21 protein-coding genes are annotated in these 20,190 nt (G+C 61.8%); 10 read left to right on the forward strand and 11 right to left on the reverse strand.

Going from position 1 to position 20,190, the window contains the following annotated elements; all coding sequences use genetic code 11:
- Positions 1–8: 8 nt before the first annotated feature.
- The 7 genes from NKH21_RS16645 to NKH21_RS16675 all read right to left on the reverse strand — a co-directional run bounded on the left by NKH21_RS16645 (position 9) and on the right by NKH21_RS16675 (position 7,150).
- Positions 9–1,379, reverse strand: a complete 1,371-nt coding sequence (locus NKH21_RS16645; RefSeq protein ID WP_352664146.1) for an FGGY-family carbohydrate kinase — start codon at positions 1,377–1,379, stop codon at positions 9–11.
- Positions 1,376–1,693 (reverse strand): L-rhamnose mutarotase, encoded by a 318-nt coding sequence (gene rhaM, locus NKH21_RS16650; protein ID WP_352664144.1) that lies wholly within the window; start codon positions 1,691–1,693, stop codon positions 1,376–1,378. The genes NKH21_RS16645 and rhaM overlap by 4 nt, the downstream gene beginning before the upstream one ends.
- On the reverse strand, positions 1,693–2,694 hold the full coding sequence (locus tag NKH21_RS16655) for an ABC transporter permease (RefSeq protein WP_352664142.1): 1,002 nt from the start codon (positions 2,692–2,694) through the stop codon (positions 1,693–1,695). Before NKH21_RS16655 ends, rhaM begins: the two co-directional genes overlap by 1 nt.
- A complete protein-coding gene (locus NKH21_RS16660; RefSeq protein WP_352664140.1) occupies positions 2,691–3,668 on the reverse strand; it encodes an ABC transporter permease in 978 nt (325 codons plus the stop codon). Before NKH21_RS16660 ends, NKH21_RS16655 begins: the two co-directional genes overlap by 4 nt.
- The gene (locus tag NKH21_RS16665; RefSeq protein ID WP_352664138.1) at positions 3,665–5,206 is read right to left on the reverse strand and encodes a sugar ABC transporter ATP-binding protein; all 1,542 of its coding nucleotides are present in this window, start codon (positions 5,204–5,206) and stop codon (positions 3,665–3,667) included. The genes NKH21_RS16660 and NKH21_RS16665 overlap by 4 nt, the downstream gene beginning before the upstream one ends.
- An 83-nt stretch (positions 5,207–5,289) precedes the next feature.
- The gene (gene rhaS / locus NKH21_RS16670; RefSeq protein WP_352448664.1) at positions 5,290–6,285 is read right to left on the reverse strand and encodes a rhamnose ABC transporter substrate-binding protein; all 996 of its coding nucleotides are present in this window, start codon (positions 6,283–6,285) and stop codon (positions 5,290–5,292) included.
- Positions 6,286–6,340: 55 nt separating this feature from the next.
- Positions 6,341–7,150 (reverse strand): DeoR/GlpR family DNA-binding transcription regulator, encoded by an 810-nt coding sequence (locus NKH21_RS16675; RefSeq protein WP_023677380.1) that lies wholly within the window; start codon positions 7,148–7,150, stop codon positions 6,341–6,343.
- A gap of 187 nt (positions 7,151–7,337) precedes the next feature.
- On the opposite strand from NKH21_RS16675, the gene NKH21_RS16680 reads away from it, so the two are divergent.
- The 3 genes from NKH21_RS16680 to ggt all read left to right on the forward strand — a co-directional run bounded on the left by NKH21_RS16680 (position 7,338) and on the right by ggt (position 13,081).
- Complete coding sequence (locus tag NKH21_RS16680; protein ID WP_352664134.1) at positions 7,338–9,440, forward strand: bifunctional rhamnulose-1-phosphate aldolase/short-chain dehydrogenase; 2,103 nt, start codon at positions 7,338–7,340, stop codon at positions 9,438–9,440.
- A gap of 178 nt (positions 9,441–9,618) precedes the next feature.
- The gene (gene rhaI, locus NKH21_RS16685; RefSeq protein ID WP_352866245.1) at positions 9,619–10,911 is read left to right on the forward strand and encodes an L-rhamnose catabolism isomerase; all 1,293 of its coding nucleotides are present in this window, start codon (positions 9,619–9,621) and stop codon (positions 10,909–10,911) included.
- Between the two features lie 433 nt (positions 10,912–11,344).
- Complete coding sequence (gene ggt / locus NKH21_RS16690; RefSeq protein WP_352664130.1) at positions 11,345–13,081, forward strand: gamma-glutamyltransferase; 1,737 nt, start codon at positions 11,345–11,347, stop codon at positions 13,079–13,081.
- 63 nt (positions 13,082–13,144) lie between these two features.
- Here ggt and NKH21_RS16695 read toward each other — a convergent pair whose 3' ends face one another.
- From NKH21_RS16695 to NKH21_RS16705, 3 genes are all read right to left on the reverse strand, one after another.
- Positions 13,145–13,486 (reverse strand): hypothetical protein, encoded by a 342-nt coding sequence (locus NKH21_RS16695; protein WP_292663955.1) that lies wholly within the window; start codon positions 13,484–13,486, stop codon positions 13,145–13,147.
- A 181-nt stretch (positions 13,487–13,667) separates the two neighbouring features.
- A complete protein-coding gene (locus NKH21_RS16700; protein ID WP_352664128.1) occupies positions 13,668–14,117 on the reverse strand; it encodes a hypothetical protein in 450 nt (149 codons plus the stop codon).
- Between the two features lie 139 nt (positions 14,118–14,256).
- A complete protein-coding gene (locus tag NKH21_RS16705; protein ID WP_352664126.1) occupies positions 14,257–14,556 on the reverse strand; it encodes a DUF1236 domain-containing protein in 300 nt (99 codons plus the stop codon).
- Between the two features lie 423 nt (positions 14,557–14,979).
- Between NKH21_RS16705 and NKH21_RS16710 the strand changes: the two genes are divergently transcribed.
- Both NKH21_RS16710 and NKH21_RS16715 read left to right on the forward strand, forming a co-directional pair.
- On the forward strand, positions 14,980–15,171 hold the full coding sequence (locus NKH21_RS16710) for a DUF3606 domain-containing protein (RefSeq protein ID WP_352664124.1): 192 nt from the start codon (positions 14,980–14,982) through the stop codon (positions 15,169–15,171).
- A 40-nt stretch (positions 15,172–15,211) separates the two neighbouring features.
- Positions 15,212–15,541 carry a DUF6894 family protein gene (locus tag NKH21_RS16715; RefSeq protein ID WP_352664122.1) on the forward strand — a complete coding sequence of 110 codons (330 nt, stop codon included), beginning with the start codon at positions 15,212–15,214 and terminating at the stop codon, positions 15,539–15,541.
- Between the two features lie 333 nt (positions 15,542–15,874).
- Here NKH21_RS16715 and NKH21_RS16720 read toward each other — a convergent pair whose 3' ends face one another.
- Complete coding sequence (locus NKH21_RS16720) at positions 15,875–16,027, reverse strand: hypothetical protein (RefSeq protein ID WP_352664120.1); 153 nt, start codon at positions 16,025–16,027, stop codon at positions 15,875–15,877.
- 92 nt (positions 16,028–16,119) lie between these two features.
- Between NKH21_RS16720 and NKH21_RS16725 the strand changes: the two genes are divergently transcribed.
- From NKH21_RS16725 to NKH21_RS16745, 5 genes are all read left to right on the forward strand, one after another.
- Positions 16,120–16,569: a VanZ family protein gene (locus NKH21_RS16725; RefSeq protein ID WP_352866250.1), complete on the forward strand. Its 450-nt coding sequence runs from the start codon at positions 16,120–16,122 to the stop codon at positions 16,567–16,569.
- Between the two features lie 531 nt (positions 16,570–17,100).
- On the forward strand, positions 17,101–17,748 hold the full coding sequence (locus NKH21_RS16730; RefSeq protein WP_352664116.1) for a GntR family transcriptional regulator: 648 nt from the start codon (positions 17,101–17,103) through the stop codon (positions 17,746–17,748).
- A gap of 85 nt (positions 17,749–17,833) precedes the next feature.
- Positions 17,834–18,679, forward strand: coding sequence for a transporter substrate-binding domain-containing protein (locus NKH21_RS16735; protein ID WP_352664114.1), 846 nt, complete (start codon positions 17,834–17,836; stop codon positions 18,677–18,679).
- A gap of 70 nt (positions 18,680–18,749) precedes the next feature.
- Complete coding sequence (locus NKH21_RS16740; protein WP_352664112.1) at positions 18,750–19,463, forward strand: ABC transporter permease; 714 nt, start codon at positions 18,750–18,752, stop codon at positions 19,461–19,463.
- Positions 19,460–20,179 carry an ABC transporter permease gene (locus NKH21_RS16745; protein ID WP_352664355.1) on the forward strand — a complete coding sequence of 240 codons (720 nt, stop codon included), beginning with the start codon at positions 19,460–19,462 and terminating at the stop codon, positions 20,177–20,179. The genes NKH21_RS16740 and NKH21_RS16745 overlap by 4 nt, the downstream gene beginning before the upstream one ends.
- Positions 20,180–20,190: the final 11 nt, after the last annotated feature.

The following is a 20,190-nucleotide window of genomic DNA, read 5'->3' on the forward strand; positions in this document are numbered from 1 at the left end:
CTCGGCGGTCAGGCTCGTTCGTCGACCGCCGAACGCCAGGAGCGCACGTAACTTGTCCAGAGTGGATCGGCCGACGGTTCGGTCCTTTCGCCCCTGCCTTGCGGTGTCCCCTGGTCCGACGCCAGCAAGGCGGCCCCGATGCTGGTGCCTGTCGCAGCCTCGGAGGCAATGACGGCGCGTGCTGTCGCCGCAGCCAGCATGCGGGTGAACAGCCGGTTGCGGGCGAAGGGTCCTTCGACGATGGTGGGACCGTCCGCGCCGATCAGGTCGAGGCAGGTCGCGGTCATCAGCGCCAGGTAGAACGAGATGGCGACAAAGCGCTGGCCGGCGCTCATCCCGTCCGCGTTAAGCGATGATGCGGTATGATGCGGAAACGGCCCCGAACCCTGTTGGGTCGAGGGCAACAGGGACGTCTTGCGCGCCAGCACCGTGGCAACATCGTCGTCCGTCCAGTTCTCCGATTGGCCCTCGGTCAGCACGGAAAACTCGCGGCCGCCCATGAAGCGCGCCGAGGGCACGGGATCGCCGAGTGCGTTGACATTGACCAGCGTGTCGCGTGCCGGATCGAGCGTGACCTTGCTGCCGCCGACCGCCATCGACACCACCCAGGTGCCGGTCGAGACGACGGAGAAAGGCGGCTTGCCGGATAGGAGATGCGGCAGCAGCGAGGCGTTGGAATCGTGCAGGCCGCAATACACCGGCGTTTGTGGGTCGAGGCCGGTTTGCCACGCCAGAGCGGGCAGGATCGGGCCCAGGCGGTCCTTGGCCTGCCGCACCGGCGCCATCAGCCGGCGCCATTGCAGCCGGTCGACCAGCGACGAAAAATCCGCTTTCCACGGGTTCCAAAGATCGGTGTGGCAGCCGAGCGAAGTCACCTCGCTGGCGGCGACGCCGGTCAGGCGCAAGGCCCAGTATTGCGGATACATCAGCATCGCGGCGGTTCTGGCGAAATCCGCCGGAAAGCGATTCTGCTGCCAGAACAGCTGCGCACCGAGATTGAGGCCGGCCGGCAGGCGCGGCGTGCCGGTCTCGGAGAACGCCGGACGGATCGTGTCATAGTCCCCGGCAAGGGCATCCGGCCCGTCGAATTCGTAGTCGAGCGCCGGCAGCGCCAGTTCGCCAGATGCGTCGACCAGCACGGCCGTTGCGCCATGGGTGGTGATCGATATCGCATCGATGCGCTGCTCGCGATCGATCTCGGCCAGGCTGCCGAGGATAAACGCCCATAACCGCTCGACGTCATGGTGCGGGTACCGGCCTTGCCGAACCGGCTCGTTCACCATCCTGCGCAGCGCGACTTCGCTTGCTGCGGCAAGATCGACCAGCGCCACCTTGGCGTTGGTCTTGCCGATATCGATGACGGCGACGTGGCGGGTCATTCCATATGGAACATTGTTTCCAGCGGCACCGCCACCGGCTCGTTGTTCGGCCTGGTCTCCATGATGTCCGCCATCTCGGCCCACCAACGCTGCATCACCGGATGCTTCGGCAATTCGTCCATACCGTGGTCATCGCGCCGCCACAGCACGCCGAACAGGGTGTTGGTCTCCTCGTCGAGATGGATCGAATAATCGGAGATACCGGCCCGTTTCAGCAACGCGACGAGTGACGGCCAGATGTCGTCGTGGCGCCTCTTGTATTCGGCCTTCATGCCCGGATTGAGCCTCATCTTGAACGCGTATTTCTCCGGCATCAGGCAAAGCGCTCCCGCTGCACGCGCCGCCACAGGATCGGCAGCGCAATGACGATGATCAGCAGCAGGCCGATGAAGATCGACATGACGATCCCCGGCACGTTGAGCAGGCCGAGGCCGAAGGTCACCAGCCCCATGATGAAGGCGGCCAGCACCACACCCAGAATGCTGCCGGCGCCGCCCAGGATGCTGACGCCGCCGAGCACCACCATGGTGATGACTTCGAGCTCGTAGCCCTGCGCGATAGACGGCCGGGTCGAGCCGAGCCGCGATGTGATCAGCACCGAGGCGATGCCCGCCATCAGGCCGGTCAGGCAAAACAGGATGAATTTGATGCGGCCGACACGTACCCCGGAAAACTGCGCCGCGACCGGGTTGTTGCCGATGGCAAAGACCCGGCGGCCGAAGCTCGTCCGGTGCAAAAGGAACCAGTAGATAACTGCCGCGGCCAGGAACAGCGTCAGTTCGAACGACACCACCCACCAGACGTAGCCTTGGCCGAAGAAGGCGAAGCTCGCGGGATAGCCCTTGTAGGCCTGGTCGCCCAGGATGATGAAGGCAATGCCGCGAAACAGGCTCATCGTGCCGATGGTGACGACGATCGACGGCAAGCCGAGCCTGGTGACGAGCAGGCCGTTGAAGGCGCCGCAGCCGAGCCCGACGATGAGGCCGATTGCCATCAGCACCGGAGTGCCAGCACCGGCCTGCACCGCCATGCCCATCATTGTTGACGCGAGTGCGATGATGGCGGCCACCGACAGGTCGATTTCGCCGGAGATGATCAGCAGCGCCATGGCGAGCGCGATCAGCGCCTTTTCCGTGAAGTTGAAAGTCAGGTCCGACAGCGACCATGGGTCGAGGAAATAGGGCGAGGCAAAACTGTTGACGGCAAAAATGGCAACAGCGACAACGACCAGCAGCGCCTCCCAGGAGAAGACCGCCGCAGTGAAAGGCTTGTCGAGCCGATCGGGAATGTGGCGTGGGGCAGGGGTGTCGGTCATGCCGCTTCCGCCTTTTTGAGAATGATGCGGCCTTGCCGGCGTTCGCCGCGCGCGTTGAGCACCACGGCCAGGATGATGGCGCTGCCTGAAATCGCCATTTGCCAGAAGGGCGAGATATTGATCACCGGCAGCGCGTTGGAGATGATGCCGAGGAACAGCGCGCCGAGCACCGCGCCGCCGACCGAGCCGATGCCGCCGGCGATCGAAATGCCGCCGATGACGCAGGCGGCGATGATGTTGAGCTCATAGCCATTGGCGACCTCGACCGAGGCGATGACGTAGCGCGAGATCCAGAGATAACCGCAGAGGCCGCCGATCATCCCCGAGATGCAGAAGACGATGAATTTCGTCCGGCCGACATCGATGCCGGCATAGACCGATGCGGTCGGGTTGACGCCGATGGCATAGATCGAGCGGCCGAGCGCGGTGCGTGTCATCACGAGGAAGAACAGGGCAATGACCAAAAGGGCGATCCACGACAGCACCGGAATACTGAGGAACGCCGCGCGCTGCAGGCCGATGAAATCAGGGCTCATCTGGTCGGCATTGACCCAGGCGCCGCCTGATATGACGAAGGTGGCGCCGCGGTAGATGGTGAGCGTGCCGAGCGTCACCACGATCGAGGGAATGTTCAGCCGCCATACCAGCAGGCCGTTGATGGCGCCGAGCACCAGCCCGACCAGAAGTGCGATGACGATCAGCAGCGGGGTCGGGATTGCCGGATGTGCGGCGTTCAGCATCGCCACCACCATGCCGGTGAAGCAGAGATTGGAAGCCATCGACAGGTCGATCGAGCGGGTCAGGATGACGACCATCTGGCCGAGTGCCAGGATCATCAGGATCGACGTGTCGTTGAACACCTGGCGCAGATTGGCCGGATCGGCAAAACCTGGAAACCGCGTTGAGATCAGCCCGATCAGCACGACGATTGCCGCCAGCAGCCAGACCTCGCGATATCTGAGAAAAGCCTTCATGCCGCGATCCCCGCTGCCGTCCTGACCAAGGTTTCGGCGTCGAGCCCCTTATTGTCGTAGACCGCGGCAATGCGGCCCTCGCGCATGACGACGACGCGGTCGGACATGCCGAGGATTTCCGGCAGTTCGGACGACACCATGATCACCGACAGGCCTTGCGCGACGAGCTCGGCCATGAAGCCGTGCACGGCTGCCTTCGAGCCGATGTCGATGCCCTTGGTCGGCTCGTCCAGGATGATCACCTTGGGCGCGGTCGCCAGCCATTTGGCGATGACGATCTTCTGCTGGTTGCCGCCCGACAGCGTGCCGACATCCTGGCTGAGCGAGGAAGCGCGCAGGTCGAGCCGCTCGGTATAGGCGCGGGCCAGGGCGAACTCTTCCGCCAGCCGCAACATGCCGGACTTGGAGGTACGCCTGAGCGAGGGAAGCGAGACATTCTGGAAGATCGGCAGGCCGATCACCACACCTTGCTTGCCGCGCTCCTCCGGCACATAGACGATGCCGGCATTGATCGAATCCGCCGCTGATTTCGGCGCGATCGCCTTGCCCTCCAGCGTGATCGTGCCGCCGCTGGTGCGGGTGATGCCTGATATCGCCTGCATCACCTCGCTGCGCCCGGCGCCGACAAGGCCGTAGAAGCCGAGGATTTCGCCCCTGTGCAGTTCGAAGCCGATGTCGTCGAACTCGGTCGGATGCGACAGGCCGGAGACGGCGAGCACCGGCGCGCCGATCTCGGCCTTGCGCTGCGGAAAGATGTGATCGACCGAGCGGCCGACCATCATGCGCACGATCTGGCTCTGGCCGGCGTCCTTGATCAGGCCTTCGCCGACCATCTCGCCGTCGCGGAACACGGTATAGCGGTCGGCGATGCGGTAGATCTCATCGAATTTGTGGCTGATGAACAGGATCGCCTTGCCGTCGCTCTTGAGGAATTCGATCAGCAGGAAAAGCTCTTCGATCTCCTTCATCGAAAGCGCTGCCGTCGGCTCGTCCATGATGACGATCCGCGCGTCGATCGACATGGCGCGGGCGACGGCGACAAGGTGCTTGTTGGCGATGCCGAGATCCTTCAGCCTGGCATCGGCGTCGATATGGCCGGCGCCCATCGTGTCGAGCACCTCGCGGGCATTCTTGCGCATGGTGCGCCAGTCGATGGTTTTGAAACGCGTGCGCGGCGCATGGCCGAGGAAGATGTTTTCGGCCACCGTCAGGTCGTCGAACAGCACCGTTTCCTGGTGGATGGCGGTGATGCCATGCCCGAACGCGGCGTGGGCGCTGGGCAGTGTGACCGGCTGGCCGTCGATGCTGATCGTGCCAGCATCAGGCTGGTAGATGCCGGTCATGATCTTGACCAGCGTCGACTTGCCGGCGCCGTTTTCACCGATCAGCGCGGTTACCTGGCCGGGATAGAGCGACAGGCCGACATCGTGCAGCGCCCGCACGCCGGGAAAGCTTTTCGAGATGCCGGACAGCATCAGGCGCGGTCCGGGAGACAAAGGCGCTTCCTTCGCCACTTCGTGTTGGGCTGTCGTGTCCATAATCGTATCAAGCCCTGAAACAAGGTTCGTTTGAAAGCGCGGCGGAACCTGAGCCCCGCCGCACCGTTTCGAAGGCTCCAGGATCAATAGATCTTGGAGAACTTTTCGATGTTCGACTTGTCGAACTGAAAGGGCGGAGCCATCGCAGCCGAGTTGGTGTCGTCGAGCGTGACCTTGCCGACGCGGCCGATCGACAGCGTAGCACCGGGCTTGGCTTCTTCCTTCTTCACCGCCAGGTCATGGGCGAGGTAGACCGCGGAATAGCCGAGATCGATCGGGTTCCACAGCGCAACCGCCTGGCTGGCGCCATTGTCGATGAACTTCTTGAACTCCGACGGCAGCGCCAGGCCGGTGACGTTGACCTTGCCGATCAGGCCTTCATCGGTCACCACCTGCGCGGCGGCAACGACGCCGACCGTGGTCGGTGCGATGATCGCCTTGAGGTTCGGATAGGACTTCAAAAGACCCTTGGCCTCGTCCGTGCTCTTGGCCGAGTCGTCGTCGCCATAAACGGTGGCGACGAGTTTGATCTTGGGGAACTTCTCCGGCAGCACCTTCTTGGCCGCGTCGATCCAGGCATTCTGGTTGGTCGCGGTCGAAGAAGCCGACAGGATGGCGACATCGCCGCCTTCCGGCAGATAGTCGGCGGCCAGCTTGATGATGGTCTCACCGATCAGGTTGGTGTCGGAGGGGTTGAGGTGAAGCTGGCGGCCTTCCGGCGCGACGCCTGAATCCCACGAGATAACGGTGATGCCGCGCTGCATCGCCTTCTTCAGCACCGGCACCAGCGCGTCGGCGTCGTTCGCCGAAATGGCGATGGCGTTGACCTTCTGGGCGATCAGCGAATTGACCACTTCGATCTGAGCTTCGGCGGTCGCCTTGGTCGGGCCGGTGTAGATGATGTCGACATCGCCGAGCTCCTTGGCCGCCTCTTCGGCGCCCTTGTTGGCGGCGTCGAAGAAGCCGTTGCCGAGCGACTTCACCACCAGCGCGATCTTGACGTTTTCGGCGTAGGCGGCATTCACGAACATGGCGGCGGAGAACGCCGCCGTAACCATCAATTTCTTCAGAAAGCTCATCGAATATCCTCCCTTGAGCGTTGCATTCCATCACCGCTGCGGGCGTGAGTTTTTCTCAGGCCTGCAGCGAAGATTCTTCCTTGTTGGTTGCCGTTGTGCGGGCGATGATCAGCGTGACGCCGGCGGTCTCCAGCATCTTGGCTTCGCGATCCTCGATGGCGTCGTCGGTGATCACCGTGGCGATGCGCGACAGGCCGCACAGGATCAGGCTCGAGCGTTTGCGGAATTTCGAGGAATCGACCAGCACCACCAACTCGTCTGCCTGGTCGATCAGTTTCTGTTCGGCCTGGATCAGCAGCGGGTCGCCTTCCATAAGACCGAGCGGCCCCAGCCCTTGTGCGCCCATGAACATGCGGCGCGCGTAGAAATTGCGCGTCACGTCATTGTCGAACGGCGACAGGATGATGTTCTGCTCGCGGTAGATGGTGCCGCCTGACAGCATCACCGTGTTCTTGGAGTGCCTGAGCAGGTGCTCCGCGATCGGGAAGGAATTGGTGAAGATCGGCATGCGGCGGCCGGTCAGGAAATGCACCATCTGGAAGGTGGTGGTGCCGCCATTGATGATGATCGGCTCGCCGTCCTTGCATAGATCCACGGCTTCCCGCGCGATTGCCCGCTTCTGCGAAGCGTTGATGGTCTCGTTGACGGAGAAGGGCCGGCCGGCAAGGCCGATGAACTGCGGCGGCGAAAGCGCCTCGGCCCCGCCGCGCACGCGGCGCAGCCGCTTTTGCACATGCAATGCCGCGATGTCGCGCCTGATCGTCGCCTCCGACGACTCCGTCAGGTCGACCATCTCCTGCACCGTCACCACAGGTTTTTCCTGGACGGCGGACAGAATGATCCTGTGGCGCTCTTTTTCGTGCATGGTTCCTCCCTGCCTGAGCATCTAGGCACCCAAAGCGCGCAGTGTCAATCATTTCCGATCAGATAATTTCGTTGTGCGATGCAATATGACTGATATTGATCGTTTGTGATTGACAAGGCCGCCGCTTGCGTAGAAATTCGTACAAAAGGGACCCGCGCCGTTTGCGTGTCCCAAAGGGAGGATACCTATGCTCGACAAGCGCTCCGGCACGCGCCTCGCCAATCTTTGGGATGACGCAAAAGCGCAAGCAATGAGCGAGCCCGAACGTCTGGTCTATCGCTCGAATGTTCTTGGCTCCGACAAGCGCGTCACCAATTATGGCGGCGGCAACACCTCCTCCAAGATCTGGCAAAAGGATCCGCTCACCGGCGAGAGCGTGGAAGTGCTGTGGGTCAAGGGCTCGGGCGGCGACAGCGCCTCGATTAAAACAGACGGCTTCGCCACGCTCTACATGGACAAATTGCGTGCGCTGAAAGGTCTTTATCGCGGCCTCGAACACGAAGACGAGATGGTCGGCTATCTGCCTCACTGCACCTTCAATCTCAACCCGCGCGCGGCTTCCATCGACACGCCGCTGCATGCCTTCGTGCCGAAGCCTTATGTCGACCATATGCATCCCGATGCGATCATCGCCATTGCTGCCGCCAAGGATTCGCAGGCGCTGACCAAGGAGATCTTCGGCGACACGATCGGCTGGCTGCCATGGAAACGTCCGGGCTTCGAGCTCGGCCTGTGGCTGGAGAAATTCTGCCTCGAGAACCCCAACGCCAAGGGTGTCGTGCTGGCAAGCCATGGCCTGTTCAGCTGGGGCGACACGCCGAAGGAATGCTACGAGACGACGATCTCGGTGATCAACCAGGCGATCGACTGGTTCGAGCGCAAGAGCCAGGGCAAGCCGATCTTCGGCGGCGAAGTCGTCAAATCCCTCGATGCGCCGGCGCGTCGCGCCGTGGCCGCAAAACTGATGCCGAGGATCCGCGGCCTGATCTCGGAGAACAGCCACAAGCTCGGCCATTTCGACGATTCCCCTGCCGTGCTCGAATTCGTCAGTTCCAGGGATTTGCGGCCGCTGGCGGCACTAGGCACGTCCTGCCCGGACCACTTCCTGCGCACCAAGATCCGGCCGCTGGTCATCGAGTTCGACCCCCAAAATCCCGACGTCGATGCCGTCATTGCCCGTCTTGCCGACGATGTGGCGGAGTATCGCGTCGGCTATCAGGCATATTATGACCGCTGCAAGCACCCGGATTCGCCGCCCGTGCGCGATCCGAACGCCGTCGTCTATCTGATGCCCGGCGTTGGCATGTTCACCTTCGCCGGCGACAAGGCGACGGCGCGCATTTCAGGCGAATTCTACGTCAACGCCATCAATGTCATGCGCGGCGCCTCGACGGTGTCGACCTATGTCGGCCTGCCCGACCAGGAAGCCTTCGACATCGAATACTGGCTGCTCGAAGAGGCAAAGCTGCAGCGCCTGCCGAAACCAAAGGCTCTTGCCGGCCAGATTGCGCTGGTCACCGGCGGCGCCGGCGGCATCGGCCGGGCCACCGCCAACCGGCTGCTGCGCGAGGGCGCCTGCGTCGTGCTGGCCGATATCGACGAAGCAGCCCTTGCCAGCGCCAATGACGAGCTTGCCAAGGCCTATGGCAAGGATTTCGTCCGGCCCGTCGTCATCAACGTCACGTCCGAGGATCAGGTGATCTCCGGCTTTGCCGAAACGGCGGTCGAATTTGGCGGCATCGATATCCTCGTGTCGAATGCCGGTCTGGCAACGTCGGCGCCGATCGAGGACACCACGCTGGCGCTGTGGAACAAGAACATGGACATCCTGTCGACCGGCTATTTCCTGGTTTCGCGGGAAGCGTTCCGGCTGTTCCGGGCGCAGAAGATCGGCGGCAACGTCGTCTTCGTCGCCTCCAAGAACGGGCTTGCCGCATCGCCAAACGCCGCCGCCTATTGCACGGCCAAGGCCGCCGAGATCCATCTGGCACGCTGCCTGGCGCTGGAAGGCGCGGAAGCGCAGATCAGGGTCAATGTCGTCAACCCCGACGCTGTGCTGCGCGGCTCGAAGATCTGGACCGGCGAGTGGAAGGAACAGCGCGCCGCCGCCTACAAGATGTCGACCGACGATCTCGAGGAGCACTACCGCTCGCGTTCGATGCTGAAGCGGTCGGTGTTCCCCGAAGACATCGCCGAGGCGATCTATTTCTTCGCCTCCGATATGTCGGCCAAATCGACCGGCAACATCATCAACGTCGACGCCGGCAACGCGCAGAGTTTTACGCGATAAGCGACCGTCTTTAAGGGTTGCGCTGCCCCTCATCCGCCTGCCGGCACCTTCTCCCCGTATAGTGACGGGGAGAAGGGAAGCGCTCCAACGCCGGTGATCCCCCCTCTTCCCGTTCTTTACGGGGAGAGGGTAAGGGTGAGGGGCAGCGCCGACCAACGCAAATTGGGAGGAAACCACCATGTCCGAAACCATCATCTCCGCCGACCTCGTCGACAGGCACAATGCCGCGCGCGATGCCGATCTCAGACGCGACTACGAGTCTCTCGGCGAGCGCCTCGACCGCCGCGGCATCGCCATCGACGCCATCCGCGACAAGGTCGAGAAATTCGCCGTCGCCATCCCGTCCTGGGGCGTCGGCACCGGCGGCACCCGCTTTGCCCGCTTTCCCGGCGCCGGCGAGCCGCGTGACATTTTCGACAAGATCGAGGACTGCGCCGTAATCCGGCAATTGACGCAGGCGACGCCGACCGTCTCGCTGCACATTCCCTGGGACAAGGCCGATCCGAACCGGCTGAAACAGGCGGCATCCCGCTTCGGCCTTGGCTTCGACGCCATCAACTCCAACACCTTCTCCGACGCCAGGGACCAGAAACTTTCCTATAAATTCGGCTCGCTGTCGCATGCCGATGCAGCAACACGCCGGCAGGCGGTCGAGCACAATCTCGAATGCATCGAGATCGGCAGGACGCTGGGCTCCAAAGCGCTGACGGTATGGATCGGCGACGGCTCGAACTTTCCCGGCCAGGTCAATTTCGCCAGGGCATTCGAGCGCTATCTCGACGCGATGAAGGAGATCTATGCCGGGCTGCCGGACGACTGGAAGCTGTTCACCGAGCACAAGATGTATGAGCCGGCCTTCTATTCGACCGTTGTGCAGGATTGGGGCACCAACTACATCATCGCCAAAGAGCTTGGCGACAAGGCGTTCTGCCTGGTCGACCTCGGCCATCACGCCCCCAACGTCAACATCGAAATGATCGTGTCGCGGCTGATCCAGTTCAAGAAGCTCGGCGGCTTCCATTTCAACGATTCGAAATATGGCGACGACGACCTCGACGCCGGCTCGATCGATCCCTACCGCCTGCTCCTCGTCTTCAATGAACTGGTCGATGCCGAGCTTGCCGGTGACGAAGGTTTCGATCCCGCCCACATGCTCGACCAAAGCCATAACGTCACCGATCCGATCGAAAGCCTGATGCTGTCGGCGGTCGAGGTGCAGCGCGCCTATGCCCAGGCGCTGCTGGTCGACCGCAAGGCGCTCGAAGGCTTTCAGGACGCCAATGACGCGCTGATGGCGACGCAAACGCTGAAGACAGCCTATCGCACCGACGTCGAGCCGATCCTCGCCATGGCGCGGCTGAAGACCGGTGGCGCCATCGATCCGGTCGCCGCCTACCGCGCCGCCGGCTACCGGGCGAAGGTCGCAGCCGAACGGCCGGCGGTCGCAAGCGTCGGTGGCGGGATTGTTTGATGTTGGGGTGAAAATGGAAAACCCGCCACGAAGGGCGGGTCGTTGGAGCCAATTAGCACCATACCGGAATTAGTAGCATAGCTGCCGGCACAAAGCAAGAACAAAGTTGCCTGTCAGCGTTGAATGTTGGCGAAAACCAAAGGCGAAATCCGATCTCCCCCCTTGCGGGGGAGATGTCCGGCAGGACAGAGGGGGGTGGGACGGATCTCCAACGTCGAATCGTGCAACCTGCAAAATAGCCAGAGGATGTGCCCGCGCATTGCTGGAGAGGTCGGAGGGACAGCACCCCCCTTCTGGCCTGCCGGCCATCTCCCCCGCAAGGGGGGAGATCGGCAGTTCCGCCGGCCTGAACCCTCGCCTTCCCATTAATGTCAGTAGACTCGACCCCGCCAAGCGCGTTTCCTAGGTCTACCCCACGCCTCGGAGAACGGCCATGCACAACACCCGCCGAACCCTAATCGCCGTCAGCCTTTCCCTCACCCTGACCTTCGTACCGTTCCTCGCCTTTGCCGCCTCGCCGCAGCCGGCGAAGGGCGAGCACGGCATGGTGGTGAGCGCCCAGCATCTGGCCTCGGAAGTCGGCGTCGAGGTGCTGAAGAAGGGCGGCAATGCCGTCGATGCCGCGGTCGCCGTCGGCTATGCGCTGGCCGTTGTCTATCCGACCGCCGGCAATATCGGCGGTGGCGGCTTCATGACCATCCGCTTCAAGGACGGTCGCTCGACCTTCCTCGATTTTCGCGAGCGCGCACCGTTGGCCGCGACCAAAACCATGTATCTCGACAAGGACGGCAAGCCGGTGAAGGGCGCCAGTCTCGACGGCTATCTGGCGGTCGGCGTGCCGGGCTCGGTTGCCGGTTTCGAGATGGCGCGGGAGAAATACGGCACGCTGTCTCGGCAGGACTTGCTGGCGCCGGCAATCCGCTTTGCCAAAGAAGGTTTCGTGCTGGAGCAGGGCGATGCGGCCTCGCTCCGGGGCGGCGCGGAGCGGTTGGCGAGGGACCCAGCGGCGGCAGCCATTTTCCTCAAGCCGGACGGCAAGCCTTATGCTGTCGGCGAGCGCCTCGTTCAGCCCGATCTCGCGGCTTCGCTTGGCGCCATTTCCGAGCGCGGTGCGGATGCCTTCTACAAAGGCGCGACCGCCGACGCCATCGTCAAGGCGAGCGGCGAGAAGGGCGGCATTCTGGCCAGGGCCGATTTCGAAAACTACGTGGTTCGTGAGCTCAAGCCGGCGACCTGCAATTATCGCGGCTACGAGATCATTTCCTCGCCGCCGCCGAGCTCCGGCGGCATCATCATCTGCGAGATCCTCAACGTGCTTGAGCTCTATCCGCTGTCCTATCTCGGCGCCGGTTCGGCCGAGACGGTTCACGTTATGGTCGAGGCGATGCGCCACGCCTATGTCGACCGGAATTCGGCGCTCGGCGATCCCGGTTTCGTCGACAACCCGGTCGCAAAACTGCTCGACAAGAATTACGCCAGGGAAATCCGCGAAAAGATCGATCCGTTCCGGGCCGGCGTCTCGCAGGAATTGATGCCGAAGGGCTTTGGCGAGAGCAGCGAGACGACGCATTATTCGATCATCGACAATGATGGCAACGCTGTCGCGGTAACCTACACGCTGAACGGCTCTTTCGGTGCCGGCGTTGTCGCCGCCGGCACCGGCATTCTGCTCAACAACGAGATGGACGATTTCACCCAGAAACCCGGAGTGCCTAATCTCTATGGCCTGGTCCAGGGCGAGGCGAACGCGATCGCGCCGAAAAAGACGCCGCTGTCGTCGATGAGCCCGACCATCCTCGCCAAAGACGGCAAGCCGTTCATGGTCATCGGCAGCCCCGGCGGTTCACGCATCATCACCATCACGCTGGAGGCGATCGTCAACGTCGTCGACCACGGCATGAACATCCAGGAGGCCATCGACGCACCGCGCGTCCATCACCAATGGTTGCCCGACACGGTCTATATCGAACCTTTCGGCCTGTCGCCCGATACCGAAAAGCTGCTCACCGGCATGGGCTACCACCTCGATCTTGCCGACACGACCTGGGGCCAGGCGGCCGGCATCCTGGTCGGCGGCAAGAGCCTGGCGGAAATCGAGAAGGGTGGCGGCGCCCGCTACAATGGCGCCATCGACAGCCGCGCCGCATCCGGCAAGGCTATCGGGTATTAGGCCCAAAAAGTGGGGACCGGTTTACGGATAAGATCATGGTCGACAAGAAGATTACGCTCTGAATCAGGTGACCAGCGCGATCGTCGACGCTATCAGCATCAGTGCCGCGATGCCGACGAATAGCGCGTAGATGCGCGGCCGGTCGAGCAGAAGCGCATTGCCGGATATCCATGCCGCTGTGGCGCCGCCAAGCGCGAAAAAGAAGGTGCTGCGGCGCCCGAAGCTCAAGCCGGCAGCCATCAGGCCACCGATGATCAGGGCGCCGAACACGATGATCACGGCGACTGCGTATTTTTCGAAATCGTTGCTGCCGGCGCTCGGGCCGATTGCGTTCAACCTCGACAGATCGTCCGGATCGAACGGGCTGGTCGACCCATATTCGTCTTGACCGACAGGCTCATGCATTATTCGTTCTCCGCAAACCGACAGCAAATCATCAAGCCTCGCCGAGCGCAACCGCTCGCCGAATGTGATCGGCACGGTGTTCAACACTTTCTGGCGGCGGCTTGCCAGAGATTTTTGAATTCGCGCTTGGATCGCCGTCCCGCTGCGCGGCCTGGTCAAGCGCTTTGCTCGAGCTGAATCTTCATGCCGCCCTGGCCAAAGACTGCGTTGCCTGAACGGAAGCCCCAAGCACCGCCTGTGCGGTGTCGGCCTGCCTTTCATCGACATGCGCCAGCACCAGGATCACACCTTGTGCGGCATCCGGCTTGCCTGGCTGCTTGCCGATATCGGACAATGTGCCGAAAAGTCTGCCGACAACGCAGCCCAAGGCTGCACCGACGAGGGCCGATGCCAGCCATCCCGCGCCGAGGGGATCGATGCCGGGAATATTAAAGGCGCCTAGGCCGGCCAACAAACCCGCCGCCGCGCCAAGGGCGGCACCGGTGCCTGGACCGCGCAAGACGGCGCCGATTTCGTCGTCGTAGGGCCCGATGATGCTGATCTGGTGGCGCGCAATTCCTGCCGCCTGAAGTGCTTCGACGGCTCGCGCCGCCTGGTCATGGAAATCAAAAAGTCTGCTGATTGTTCGCATTGAAACTGCCTGTGAGGCCCCCCGGCCCTCAATAGTACGGCAGGTTCCTGCTGAGCGAGGACGCCGAGGAACCCTTGACGCATACATCGCCCGCCGCTCATTTCTGAGCGGCGGGCGATGGCTGCCCGAAGCTTTCACGTCACTCGATGATCTTGACGATCTTGCGCGTGCCTGGGTCGACGACGACGGTGCGGTTGTCGACGACGACATAGCGGTATTTGACGTTGGGGACTTCATGAAGCTCGACAGTATCGGGAAGCGTTGAGCCGATATTGAGCTCCACCCCAGGGATTTTCACCGAGGCCAGCGGCTGCTTCTTCACATACTCCTTGATGACCGTTTCCTGCTGCGGTTCGATGACAACGTCTTGCGCCGCGGCGGCACCGACGCCTGCCAGCAGCAACAATCCTGCCACCGCGGTGGAAAGATGCATTCTCATGGGTCGTCTCCTTTGCGAACTCGGTCCGCTCTTCACGCCAAGGCTCCCTCGAACGGAAGGCAGCTGAAAACGTTCCGTCGACGGGGCTTCGGTCCCGCCCGGCAGGGACCAATCGACGTGTTGCCGCAGGACCTAAGTCTGATCCTTGTGCGCAAAGGGTGGGTTTGCCGCGTGACCCGGAACCGCCGCGGCGCCTAGCCGTTGCTGGCTGCACGTTCCGGGAGGATTCCATGGAAAAAGTCGACGGTTGCTCGCACCGATCTTGGCTGTTTCCATTCCGATCGAACCCGGCATCTGCGCAGCCCTGTCCCTTCCTGCGCCGATAAGGGTTCGCCCGTCACTTTGTGGCGGGCGAACCCTTAAATTGCTGCGTGCACCAAAGTTGACCCCCTGAAGCGAAGAGAAGGGGCGAGGAGAACAGAAATGGCCGACGACAAGACCAAGCGAGACTTCAGCGATCGCAATCGCGTTTCGGCGGATGAGTATTACGAGGTCGAATATTTCGCGCGGAAAAATGGTGTTTCGCCCAGCCAGGTGAGCAAGCTGATCAAAAGGACCGGCGGCGACCGGATGATCCTCTCGCAGGCGGTGAAGGCATTGCGCGAGCGCAAGTGAGATGGCGGCCAAGCCAACGGTGGAGAGGCACTGATCGCGATTGGCCGAGATCGCGGCCAGCTATCGACAACGTGCCCGGATGCCGCCGCTTCGGCCAAGCGCAATGCCCCGCTACTTCTTCGATTCCGATGAAGACGGAATCGTCTATTCCGACGATCAGGGAACGTTATACGACGATGTCCCGCTGGTCAGGAAAGAAGCCCTTCGCACATTGGGCGAGATGGCCAGGGATGGCCTTCCTCATCGCAGGATTGCAGTCAAGGTCCGGGACGACTATGGCGGTCTGGTCCTTGACGTGGCCTTGACCTTTGCCGTCGAAACGCGGCACTTCGACGAGCGGATTTTCCAGATCGACTTGCGCACGAGCTGACGCCTCGATCGTCATCGCTCCGACCATGAGATTTCTGAAGCAGCCGGCATCTTCCCTAAACCGGAACATTAGAAGTCTCTAATTGTTATCCTAAGCAGCGGGAACCTCCCGGGTTTCAGCTGCAGATCGGGCTGCAACCCGGTCGGCCCGCGCCCTCCGCCAGAGGCGCGGGCTTCGTTTGTTTAGCCGATGCGCAACGCCGTCCGGCAGCAGCATATTGGAGACCTGCGGGAGCATTAGTAGCATCAGTCGCTACCGCGGCGCCCTGGCGCCCAGGCAACGGAGCCCGTCGTCCGACAGGGCGGCGGGCTTTTGACGCGGGTCGCTCCTCACTCAACCGTTGGAATTCTGGCCGGCGCCGCTTCGCGTGGCATGGGGTAAGGTGCCCTGACGCAGCGCCGGCCAAGCGGAAATCAGGTCCGCCGCAGCCAGATAGTAGCCGCGCTGGCGCAGCAGGTAATTGCGTGATCGCGGAAGCCGCACCATTGGAGAGCACTCCCAGCAGTTCGGCCTGTGCAGCGGCAGAACCGCGGCATTCATTCATTCTGACGATGCACCGGACGCCCGGACGGCGGAAATTGGACGCCGCGCTCGCGCTCAATTCAGCGATCGGCGGTGCCCCCTGCACATTCGGAAAGGCCATTCTATCCTTGTGGCGCCTGGATTCTTATCAGATCGTGGCAAGGATTGCCTTTCCGGCCGCGTTTGCCGGCGTTCTGCTGTTCGCCCTTTTGCCGGAGCACCTCCTGCAGGGTCTTGGCCTGGCTTTCACGTTTGATTACGACAAGCTCAATCACGCCGCCGCCTTCGTCGTCCTTGCGGCTCTCGGAAGTCTCGGCTGGCCGGAACGCAAGGCGAAGCTGATTGTACTCCTCGTTCTCACCGGCGCGGCGATCGAGGGTCTTCAGGCCGTGCAACTGATAGGGCGCGACCCGGATCTGTTCGACTGGGTGGCCGACTGCGCGGGAATCGCGTGCGGGCTGACAATTGCAGGCTGGACAAAGCGGCTCGCCGGCGGATTGCCATAGCTCGAAAGCGCAGAATCGGCGCGCCCGTGCCCCAATAAGGGGAAAATGGCCGGCGCCACTTGGGGGGCGCGTTGGGGTAAGTTGCCTGATGGGGCGCCGGCCAGGCGGAAAAAATCAGGTCCGCCAGAAAATAACATAGCAGGAATGGCAAAGCGCGGCAGTAGCGTGATCGCGGAAGGTCCGCGTTCGCGCCTCCGGTGCGGTGACCCGTTTTGGATCAACAATTCTGGCACCTGAATTGCACTGTAGGCACTGCCGGTAACCCCGGCAACGTCCCCGAATATGGGGCCTCGCCGCTTCGCAAATGGGGCGGCGGGCCTTTTTTTGCAGGACGTTGAAAAGTAGGCCGATCAGCGGCTAGCCGATTACGGTGTGCTTGCCCGATTTTCCCTACCAAGTGCTTATTCTCACAAGAGAAATTCCAACGCGCGCAAGCATCGGTGCTTGACACAGGTTCTGACAACTGGATAAGTGGATACACAGATACGCTCTGATTGGACCCTGGACATGGCAGCTGACGCAATCGGGCCGTTGGGCATCACGACCGCCGAGGAGGAGGCTTATCGCCACATTCAGCGGGCCCTGAGGATGGGGCGTTATCGGGCCGGGGACCGGCTGATCCCAGAAGAGATCGCGACTGAAATCGGCATGAGCCGCATGCCGGTTCGCGAAGCATTCCGCCAGCTGGCCGCGGAAGGTCTTGTGGTCATTCGCCCGAACCGTGGCTGCATCGTCGCCGGGCTTACCCTCGATGAGATCTACGAAACATTTGAAATACGCTCGGCGCTCGAAGGGTTGGCGGTAAGGCTTGCCATGCCGCACATCGATGTCGAAGTGCTTGAAGAACTGGAACGCCAGCTCGACCGCATGGAGCGCGCCAGCCAGACCGGCAGCAGCGACTGGGTCGTGCGCCATCAGGCCTTCCATCTGCAGATTTGCCAATTGAGCAACAGACCCAAGCTGGTCCGGCAGATTGCCAGCCTGCACGTCGTGATCGAGCCCTACCTGCGCATCTGGTTCGACTATGTCGACAAGCCCGCCAGCGCGCGTGCCGAGCACGAGATCCTGATCGACGTGCTGCGGTCAGGTGATGCCGGCAAGGCAGAGATCGTCATGCGGGATCATATCGTCGAGACGGCACCGCTTCTGGCCAACTTCGCAAGTCCCGGCCGCCGCTAGGAAATATCATCTAACTCGTTGAAGCCGGAAGATAATCCGGCACGACGAAAGGGAACTGCCATACCGGCAAAAAGAGGAGAATGACATGAAAATTAGCCGCATCGCAGCCATTGCGTCGGTCCTGTTCGGCCTGGTCCAGGCCGCCGTTGCACAAGAAACACCAAAGGCAATTACCATTGCCACCGAAGGAGCCTACGCGCCCTGGAATTTCACAACAGCCGACGGCAAGCTGGACGGCTTCGAAGTCGATCTCGCCAATGATCTGTGCGGGCGAATGAAGATCGAGTGCAAGATCGTCGCACAGGACTGGGACGGCATGATCCCCGCGCTGACCGTCGGCAAGTTCGACGTGATCATGGCGAGCATGTTCATCACTGAAAAACGTTTGAAGGTCATCGACTTTACCCAGCCATATGCGGTGGATCCCTCAGGTTTCGCGGTCGCAAAGGATAGCGAACTGGGCAAGCTCGGCATTTCCAATGAGCGGTTCAAGCTGGACAATGAAGCCTCTGCGCAGGCGGCAATCGACAAGCTCAAGCCATTGCTGAAGGGAAAGATCATTGGCGTTCAGGCCGCAACGGCGAACCTGGAATTCGTGAAAAAATACTTCTCGGACGTCGCCGAGATTCGCGAATACAAGACCACCGAGCAACACGATCTCGATCTCGCCGCCGGTCGCATCGACGCGCTCTTCGCACAGCAGACAGCGCTGGCCGCCACGCTGAGCAAACCGGAGTTCAGCGACTATACGCTTGCAGGACCAGGATTTGTCGGGGGGCTCTTCGGTCTTGGCTCCGGTGCCGGTATCCGCAAAGAGGACACCAAGCTGAAAGACATGCTCAACGGCGCCATCGACGCCGCGATCGCAGATGGCACGATCAAAACCCTGTCGCTTAAATGGCTCAAGAGCGACGTCACTCCAGTCAAGTAGGCGCTTGTCGGCGAACGGCCATTCCTGACCACGTTCCGGAGCTGAGCCGTTCGCCCTGCCGGGGGTATCAATGGTTGACGCATTCCGGCTGCTTGGTTTCCAGCACGGAGGTTGGGGGGCTGCTCTTCTCGTGGCGGCCTCGGTTACAGTGCTTCTGTCTGTGCTGGGCTTTGCGCTTGGCACTGTATTCGGTGGGCTGGCAGCGGCCGGGCGTCTCCGCAACTCCAAGGTATTGAGGTTCTTGGCCCTTGGCTATTGCACCGTTTTCAGAGGCGTGCCCGACCTTCTGACCATTTATCTGCTTTACTATGGAGGAAGCGTCGCCCTGACCTCGCTTGGTCATAGCCTGGGCGGATCCGGATTCGTCGGCGTTCCGGCCTTTGCCACTGGAACCTTGGCTATCGCGATCATCTCGGGCGCCTATCAAGCCGAGGTCTATCGAGGGGCTTACCTCGCCATCGACCAGGGACAGCACGATGCCGCTTGCGCGCTTGGTCTCAACCGGCTGCAGCGGCTGCGACAGGTTATTTTTCCCCAGCTCCTGAGATACGCCCTGCCGGGTCTCGGCAATGTGTGGCAGTTGGTTCTGAAGGACTCGTCGCTGATATCGGTAATCGGCCTCGTTGAACTGATGCGCCAGGCACAGATCGCTGCAGGTTCGACCCGTGAACCGTTTATCTTCTACATTGCTGCAGCCTTGCTCTATCTGGCTATCGCTTCCGTCACCGGCCATGCCTTTTACCGTCTGGAACGAAAGGCGCCTTGGCGCGTCCGGTCGGCATGATAGATTTCGGTTTTTTCCTCGAGATCCTGCCGAAGCTCCTTGCCGGTCTGCCGCTTACGATGGAACTGGCCCTGACTTCCATTGTTGCCGGCTTCGTTCTTGCCGTCACATTGGCGCTTGCCCAGCAATCGGAATCGCCCTTCGTCGTTTTGCCGATCCGTGGCTTTGTTGCCATGTTCAGGGGCACGCCTCTGCTGGTGCAGATTTTTCTGACCTATTATGGCCTTGGTCAGTTCCGGCACCAACTGTCGGCAATTGGATTATGGGCCGTTTTCCGAGAACCCTACTGGTGCGCAATCATCGCCCTGACACTCAACACCACCGCCTATGGCAGCGAAATCCTCCGCGGCGCGATTCAATCGGTGCCACGCGGCCTTGTCGAGGCGGCCCGGTCTGTCGGCCTGTCCACCTGTCTGACTTATCGGCACGTTATCCTGCCGCTGGCCTTTCGCCAGGCGCTGCCGAGTTACGGCAATGAAATCATCCTGATGATCAAGGGCACGTCTCTGGCTTCCATCGTGACCTTGATGGAGGTGACTGGAATTGCGCAGGGATTGATCTCGCAGACCTACCGCGCCTTTGAAGTCTTCATCTGCGCGGGCGCCATTTATCTCACTTTGAACTTCGCGATCATCCGTGCCTTGGCGGCACTCGAATACTGGATGTCGCGGCATCTGCGGCACCGCCCCTCGACGATGAGCGACGCCGCCTCTTGAGCACGATCAGA

The organism is Mesorhizobium sp. M1329 (genome assembly GCF_040318035.1).
GTDB lineage: Bacteria > Pseudomonadota > Alphaproteobacteria > Rhizobiales > Rhizobiaceae > Mesorhizobium.

Excerpts from the sequence above, each read along its gene's own strand:
- NKH21_RS16740 (WP_352664112.1), top strand. The coding sequence starts at position 18,750 with ATGGTTGACGCATTCCGGCTGCTTGGTTTCCAGCACGGAGGTTGGGGG.
- NKH21_RS16735 (WP_352664114.1), top strand. The coding sequence starts at position 17,834 with ATGAAAATTAGCCGCATCGCAGCCATTGCGTCGGTCCTGTTCGGCCTG.
- NKH21_RS16655 (WP_352664142.1), bottom strand. The coding sequence starts at position 2,694 with ATGACCGACACCCCTGCCCCACGCCACATTCCCGATCGGCTCGACAAG.
- NKH21_RS16745 (WP_352664355.1), top strand. The coding sequence starts at position 19,460 with ATGATAGATTTCGGTTTTTTCCTCGAGATCCTGCCGAAGCTCCTTGCC.
- NKH21_RS16645 (WP_352664146.1), bottom strand. The coding sequence starts at position 1,379 with ATGACCCGCCACGTCGCCGTCATCGATATCGGCAAGACCAACGCCAAG.
- NKH21_RS16675 (WP_023677380.1), bottom strand. The coding sequence starts at position 7,150 with ATGCACGAAAAAGAGCGCCACAGGATCATTCTGTCCGCCGTCCAGGAA.
- rhaI (WP_352866245.1), top strand. The coding sequence starts at position 9,619 with ATGTCCGAAACCATCATCTCCGCCGACCTCGTCGACAGGCACAATGCC.
- rhaM (WP_352664144.1), bottom strand. The coding sequence starts at position 1,693 with ATGCCGGAGAAATACGCGTTCAAGATGAGGCTCAATCCGGGCATGAAG.
- NKH21_RS16720 (WP_352664120.1), bottom strand. The coding sequence starts at position 16,027 with ATGGTGCGGCTTCCGCGATCACGCAATTACCTGCTGCGCCAGCGCGGC.
- NKH21_RS16660 (WP_352664140.1), bottom strand. The coding sequence starts at position 3,668 with ATGAAGGCTTTTCTCAGATATCGCGAGGTCTGGCTGCTGGCGGCAATC.
- NKH21_RS16680 (WP_352664134.1), top strand. The coding sequence starts at position 7,338 with ATGCTCGACAAGCGCTCCGGCACGCGCCTCGCCAATCTTTGGGATGAC.
- NKH21_RS16665 (WP_352664138.1), bottom strand. The coding sequence starts at position 5,206 with ATGGACACGACAGCCCAACACGAAGTGGCGAAGGAAGCGCCTTTGTCT.
- NKH21_RS16705 (WP_352664126.1), bottom strand. The coding sequence starts at position 14,556 with ATGAGAATGCATCTTTCCACCGCGGTGGCAGGATTGTTGCTGCTGGCA.
- NKH21_RS16695 (WP_292663955.1), bottom strand. The coding sequence starts at position 13,486 with ATGCATGAGCCTGTCGGTCAAGACGAATATGGGTCGACCAGCCCGTTC.
- rhaS (WP_352448664.1), bottom strand. The coding sequence starts at position 6,285 with ATGAGCTTTCTGAAGAAATTGATGGTTACGGCGGCGTTCTCCGCCGCC.
- NKH21_RS16710 (WP_352664124.1), top strand. The coding sequence starts at position 14,980 with ATGGCCGACGACAAGACCAAGCGAGACTTCAGCGATCGCAATCGCGTT.
- ggt (WP_352664130.1), top strand. The coding sequence starts at position 11,345 with ATGCACAACACCCGCCGAACCCTAATCGCCGTCAGCCTTTCCCTCACC.
- NKH21_RS16700 (WP_352664128.1), bottom strand. The coding sequence starts at position 14,117 with ATGCGAACAATCAGCAGACTTTTTGATTTCCATGACCAGGCGGCGCGA.